7 protein-coding genes and 1 pseudogene are annotated in these 5,684 nt (G+C 67.9%); 7 read left to right on the forward strand and 1 reads right to left on the reverse strand.

Going from position 1 to position 5,684, the window contains the following annotated elements; translation table 11 throughout:
- The 3 genes from LPZ50_RS20815 to LPZ50_RS20825 all read left to right on the forward strand — a co-directional run.
- On the forward strand, positions 1–435 hold a 435-nt coding region (locus LPZ50_RS20815; protein ID WP_230664557.1), incomplete at its 5' end, for a flagellar hook-length control protein FliK.
- Complete coding sequence (locus LPZ50_RS20820) at positions 432–758, forward strand: EscU/YscU/HrcU family type III secretion system export apparatus switch protein (RefSeq protein ID WP_230664559.1); 327 nt, start codon at positions 432–434, stop codon at positions 756–758. The genes LPZ50_RS20815 and LPZ50_RS20820, both read left to right, overlap by 4 nt.
- A gap of 15 nt (positions 759–773) precedes the next feature.
- Positions 774–1,172 (forward strand): hypothetical protein, encoded by a 399-nt coding sequence (locus tag LPZ50_RS20825; protein ID WP_230664561.1) that lies wholly within the window; start codon positions 774–776, stop codon positions 1,170–1,172.
- A gap of 8 nt (positions 1,173–1,180) precedes the next feature.
- Here the strand turns inward: LPZ50_RS20825 and fliE are convergent, their stop codons facing one another.
- Entirely contained in the window at positions 1,181–1,513 is a 333-nt protein-coding gene (gene fliE / locus LPZ50_RS20830) for a flagellar hook-basal body complex protein FliE (RefSeq protein ID WP_230664563.1), read from the reverse strand.
- 319 nt (positions 1,514–1,832) lie between these two features.
- Between fliE and fliF the strand changes: the two genes are divergently transcribed.
- The 4 genes and pseudogenes from fliF to LPZ50_RS20850 form a co-directional block, all read left to right on the forward strand.
- Complete coding sequence (gene fliF, locus LPZ50_RS20835; RefSeq protein WP_230664565.1) at positions 1,833–3,491, forward strand: flagellar basal-body MS-ring/collar protein FliF; 1,659 nt, start codon at positions 1,833–1,835, stop codon at positions 3,489–3,491.
- The gene (gene fliG, locus LPZ50_RS20840) at positions 3,481–4,491 is read left to right on the forward strand and encodes a flagellar motor switch protein FliG (RefSeq protein ID WP_230664567.1); all 1,011 of its coding nucleotides are present in this window, start codon (positions 3,481–3,483) and stop codon (positions 4,489–4,491) included. The genes fliF and fliG overlap by 11 nt, the downstream gene beginning before the upstream one ends.
- Positions 4,484–5,233 carry a flagellar assembly protein FliH gene (fliH, locus tag LPZ50_RS20845; RefSeq protein WP_230664569.1) on the forward strand — a complete coding sequence of 250 codons (750 nt, stop codon included), beginning with the start codon at positions 4,484–4,486 and terminating at the stop codon, positions 5,231–5,233. Before fliG ends, fliH begins: the two co-directional genes overlap by 8 nt.
- Positions 5,230–5,684 (forward strand): annotated as a pseudogene (locus LPZ50_RS20850) (flagellum-specific ATP synthase FliI); the annotation flags it as partial. The gene fliH and the pseudogene LPZ50_RS20850, both read left to right, overlap by 4 nt.

A 5,684-nucleotide genomic window follows, 5' to 3' on the forward strand; every position in this document is an offset into this window, starting at 1 on the left:
GCGGCTGGCCCGGCCCCTGCGGCCCCGGGCGGCCAGCACGGCCAGGCCCTTGCCGGTATCCATCCAGACGCCGCGCCGCTGGTGCGCCAGCAACTCGACATCCTGGCCAACCAGGCATTCATGTGGCAAGGCGAGGCCTGGCCTGGTACGCCGCTGGAATGGGAGGTGCGCCGCGAAACGCCGGACCAGGCTGCCGAAGCCGCAAGCCACTGGGCAACCCGCCTGAAGCTGGACCTGCCCCGGCTGGGCCTGGTCGAGGCGCGCCTGATGCTGTCGGGCGATCAACTGGTCATGCAAATGGTGGCGCCGCGCAGTGCCGGCGAGATCCACACCGCGGCGGCATCCCTGCGCGCAAGCCTGTCGCGCGCCGGGCTGACGCTCAGCCACCTGTCGGTGGGCGTGACTTCCGCGCGACAGGACGCCGTGCCAACATGAATTCCGACCACACCGACGACGCCCATCCGCCCCGCGGCGCCGCCGTTGCGCTAAGCTACAGCGAGCACGATGCGGCGCCCAGGGTCGTCGCCAAGGGATATGGCCGGATCGCCGACACCATCGTGCGTACCGCGCGCGAACATGGCCTGTATGTGCATGAATCGCGCGAACTCGTCGGCCTGCTGATGCAAGTGGACCTGGATGCGCACATTCCGCCTCAACTGTATGCTGCCGTGGCCGAACTGCTGGCCTGGCTGTATCGCCTGGAAGCCGGCGCGCCACCAGACGGCGATGACGCGGTCGCTACGCGACCTGTTCAGTAAGCCCGCCGCCCCGTCATGAAACCAGCCAGTGGCGATGCGCTGCGCCGCAGCGATGAGATCCGATCGGCACTACGTGAGCTGATGCATCCGGACAGCCGCGTGCAGGTATCCGCGACCGGCAGCCGCCCCGAGGCGGCAACGTGCGAAGCGCGCATCCTGGGGCCAGACTGGCAGTTGCGCCATTTTTTCTGGCGGCCGCGCGAAGCCGGCGCGCTGGAAACGCATCTCCGCCCTGCTTTTGCCAACCATTCCGTCGTACTGGACTTTACCGGCCTTACCGCCGCGCGTACCCACATCCGCTTCCGGGTCAGCAGCCCCATGGTGCTGCGGTTCGCGGACAGCAGCACCGCCATGCTGTCGAGCTTCCCGGACCTGATCTGGTATGAACCGGAAATACCTGCCGGGCAAAACTGAACGCGGCACTAGACCGACATGGACGAGATTTCCTTGTAGGCCGCCACCAGGCGGTTGCGCACCTGGACGGCGGTCTGGAAGGCAATGGAGCTTTTCTGCAGGTCGATGACCACGTCGTTCAGGGAAATATCGGGCGCCCCCAGTTCGTACGCCTTGGCCTGATTGCTGGCGGCGTTCTGCACGTCCGATACACGGCGCAGTGAACGCTGCAGCTCAGCCGCGAAACTGGTGGGCTCGGGGGCAAGGTCGGTGGGGGTTGCACCATTGTTCTGCGCCGCGTGCACCACCGCGCGCATTTGCTGCAACATGTTTTCGATACCCGACAAACCCGAGACGGCCATGGCCCAGCTTCCTTGCGTCCAAAATGATCCAGCGTGCAAGCGTACGCGCAGCGGCGGGCCTGCATAGCCGGCAATAGCCGGCAAAACACCCGGTAGTTCGCCTGTTGGGCGGCGGCGCGCCCCGGCGCGCGGGGCGCTGGAAAACGCGGGACACATAGGGAACAAGTAACGCCAAAAAACCGCTGTTTTCTTCGATTGGGATGACGTGGGCGGCATCCATAATTCACGCTCCCCGATACCAAGCACGTTGCATGCGTAACCTGCCCCACCCGCCCATGTTGTCCGCCTCTACGCTCCGCGAAGCTTGCCGGAGCCCCCAATGACCCAGCAGGCTACCCTAGGCGCCTCGCTGCTGGCCAGATTCCCCGCACTGGAAAAAGTCCGTGCCCTGCCCAAGCCCCTGCTGCTGGGGGCCGCCGCGGCGCTGGTCGCGATCGTCGCGGTACTGGCCCTGTGGGGCCGCGAGCCTGACTACAAAGTACTGTTCTCCAATCTGGACGACCGCGACGGCGGCGCCATCGTCACCGCGCTGGGCCAGATGAACGTGCCCTACCGCTTCAGCACCGACGGGCGCGCCTTGCTGGTGCCCGCCGAACGCGTCTACGACACCCGCATGCAACTGGCCAGCCAGGGCCTGCCGCGCGGCGGCTCGGTCGGCTTTGAACTGCTGGACAACAGCCGCTTCGGCGCGAGCCAGTTCGCCGAACAGGTCAATTACCAGCGCGGCCTGGAAGGCGAGCTGGCCCGCTCCATCGAGGCCATGAACACCGTCCAGAGCGCGCGTGTGCACCTGGCGCTGCCCCGCCAGTCGCTGTTCGTGCGCGACCGGCAGGCACCCACGGCGTCGGTGCTGCTGCATCTGTATCCGGGCCGCAGCCTGAGCGACGCGCAAGTCGCCGCGGTGGGCTGGCTGGTGGCTTCCAGCGTGCCCGACCTTACCGCCGAGAACATCTCCATCGTGGACCAGAACGGCCGCCTGCTTTCGGCCCCCACTACCGAGGGCCGCGGCGTGGATGCGGACCAGTCCCGCTTCCGGCGCGACATCGAGCAGCGCACGGTCGAACGCATCCTGACCATCCTGAATCCGTTGGTCGGCCCCGGCAATGTGCAGGCCCAGGCCAGCGCCGAAGTCGATTTCGCGCGCCGCGAGCAAACCTCCGAGGTCTACCGGCCCAACCAGGATCCCGGCCAGGCCGCGGTGCGCAGCAAGCAGACCAGCGACTCCCTGCAAACCGGCGTGAACCCGGCGCAGGGCGTGCCTGGCGCCCTGAGCAACCAGCCCCCGGGCGCGGCCCAGGCCCCCATCGTCAACCCGCCTCCTCCGCAGGCCGGGCAAGCCGGCCAGGCCAATCAGAACAACGCGGAAACCACCTCCACGCAAGGCGGCGGTCAGTTGCCCACCAATAACCGCAGCGACGCCACCATCAACTACGAAGTGGACCGAACCATCAGCCACGTGAAAGAGCCGGTAGGCGGGGTAAAGCGATTGTCGGTGGCCGTGGTGGTGAACTACCTGCCCGATGCCTCGGGCGAACCCCAGCCCCTGCCCGAAGAAGAACTGACCAAGCTGACCAACCTGGTCCGCGAGGCCATGGGCTATTCCGAAGCGCGCGGCGATTCGTTGAACCTGGTGAACAGCCAGTTCAACGACCAACCGGCGCAGCCGCCCATGTGGCGCGACCCGGAACTGATCGACCTGGCCAAGACAGTGCTGGCCTGGGTGTTCGGCCTGGCGCTGGCCCTGTGGCTGTACCGCAAGCTGCGGCCCGCTGTCAGCAACTACCTGTACCCGCCGGTGGACCCGGAAGAGGCCGAGGTCGCCCGGCAGGAAGCACAGCGCGAAGCCCAGGCCGCGGCACGCGCCAAAGAGGTCAACCGCTACGAAGACAATCTGCAGCGCGCCCGCGACATGGCCACCAAAGACCCGCGCGCTGTCGCCATGGTGATGCGAGCCTGGATGACCAAAGATGAGAAATGACGGAAAACCGCTGGACGGCGTCACACGCAGCGCCGTACTGATGATGTCGCTGGGCGAGGACGCCGCGGCGGAAGTCTTCAAGTACCTGACGGCGCGCGAAGTGCAGCAGGTGGGGGCTTCCATGGCCAACCTCAAACAGGTCACGCGCGGCGACGTCGCCGTGGTGCTCGAAGAGTTCCGCCAGGAAGCCGACCAATTCATGGCCGTGACGCTGGGTTCGGATGAATACATCCGCACCGTGCTGACCAAGGCGCTGGGCAGCGACCGCGCCGCCGGCCTGATCGAAGACATCCTGGAAGCGGGCGAAGGCGCCAGCGGCATCGACGCGCTGAACTGGCTGGATCCGCATACCGTGGCCGAGTTGATCGGCGACGAACACCCGCAGATCATCGCCACCATCCTGGTGCACCTGGAACGCGACCGCGCCGCCGGCGTGCTGGCCCTGCTGACCGACCGGCTGCGCAACGACGTCATGCTGCGCATCGCCACCTTTGGCGGCGTGCAGCCCGCCGCGCTGGCCGAACTGACCGATGTGCTGAACTCGGTGCTGGCCGGCCAGGGCGCCAAGCGCAGCAAAATGGGCGGCGTGCGCACCGCCGCCGAGATCCTGAACATGATGAGTTCGAGCGACGAAGAGGCCGTGGTGGACAGCCTGCGCGAACGCGACAACGACCTGGCGCAGAAGATCATCGACGAGATGTTCGTGTTCGACAACCTGATCGACGTCGAAGACCGCGCCCTGCAGCTCATCCTGAAGGAAATCGACAACGAAAGCCTGATGGTCGCCCTCAAGGGTGCCTCGGAAGAGCTGCGCAACAAGTTCCTGCGCAACATGTCCAGCCGCGCCGCCGACATCCTGCGCGAAGACCTGGAAGCCCAGGGCCCGATCCGCATGTCCAAGGTCGAGTCCGAACAGAAGAAGATCCTGCAGATCGCCCGCCGCCTGGCCGAGAGCGGCCAGATCGTGCTGGGCAACCAGGGCGACGATGCCTATGTCTGACCCGCGCCGGTATGCGTCGGACGCCCTGCCCCGCGGCGCCTGGCGCCGCTGGCAGATGTCGGCGTTCGACCAGCCGGTGGAAGACGCGGTTGAGATCCTGCCGCCCGAATCCGAGCCCGAACCGGGGCCGGACCCCGAAGAACTGCTGCGCGAAGCGCGTGCCCGCGCCGAAGAGGCCGGCCACCGCGACGGGCTGCAGCAGGGCCGCGAGACGGGCCTGCGCGAAGGGCGCGAGCAAGGGCACCAGGAAGGCTACGCGGCCGGCCGCGATGCCGGCTACCAGGAAGGCCTGGCACAAGGCCGCGAACAAGCACGCGAAGAAGCGCTGCGCCTGCATGCGCTGGCGGACGCCTGCGGATCCTCCGTCGCCGCATTGGAAGCCCAGATGGGCCAGGCCCTGCTGACGCTGGCCCTGGACATCGCCGGGCAGGTCCTGCGCACGACGCTTGCCGAACAACCCGCGGCCATGCTTGCGGGGGTGCGCGAGGTGCTGCACATCAATCCGGCATCCAGCGGCGCGATGCGCCTGTGGGTGCATCCGGCCGACCTGGAGCTGGTGCGGCAGCAACTGGCGGAAGAACTGCGCGATGGCCATTGGCGCGTACTGGCCGACGAATCCATCGTGCGCGGCGGTTGCCGCGCCGAAACCCCCTACGGCGATATCGACGCGACCCTGCAGACCCGCTGGCGCCGCATCGCGGCCTCGCTGGGCCGCAGTACGCCCTGGGAGCCGCAAGCATGAACGCCACGGCCGTGCCCGCCATCGAGCGCTGGGAAACCCAGCTGCGCATCGGCTCGATCCGCGCTGCCTCGACAGAACCCTGGCTGGCCAGCGGACGTATCACCCGCGCTACCGGGCTGGTGCTGCACGCCACCGGGCTGCGCCTGCCGGTGGGCGCCGCCTGCCGCATCGAAATGGCGCGCGGCCACGACCTGTGGGCCGACGCCGAGGTGGTCGGCTTCGACGGCCACACGCTGTACCTGATGCCGCAGGCCGACATATCCGGCCTGCCGCCCGGGGCGCGCGTGGTGCCTGGCGAACCGCCGGTGCAGCGCGCCATTCCCCTGCCTCGCAAGGCCGAACTGAACGGCAATGCCAAGCCGCAACTGGGCCGCCACCTGCCGGTGGGCAATGCCTTGCTGGGACGCGTGCTGGATGGCGCCGGCCGGCCGCTGGACGGCCTGGGCCCCCT

The organism is Bordetella petrii (assembly GCF_020991325.1).
Lineage (GTDB): Bacteria > Pseudomonadota > Gammaproteobacteria > Burkholderiales > Burkholderiaceae_B > Bordetella_A > Bordetella_A petrii_E.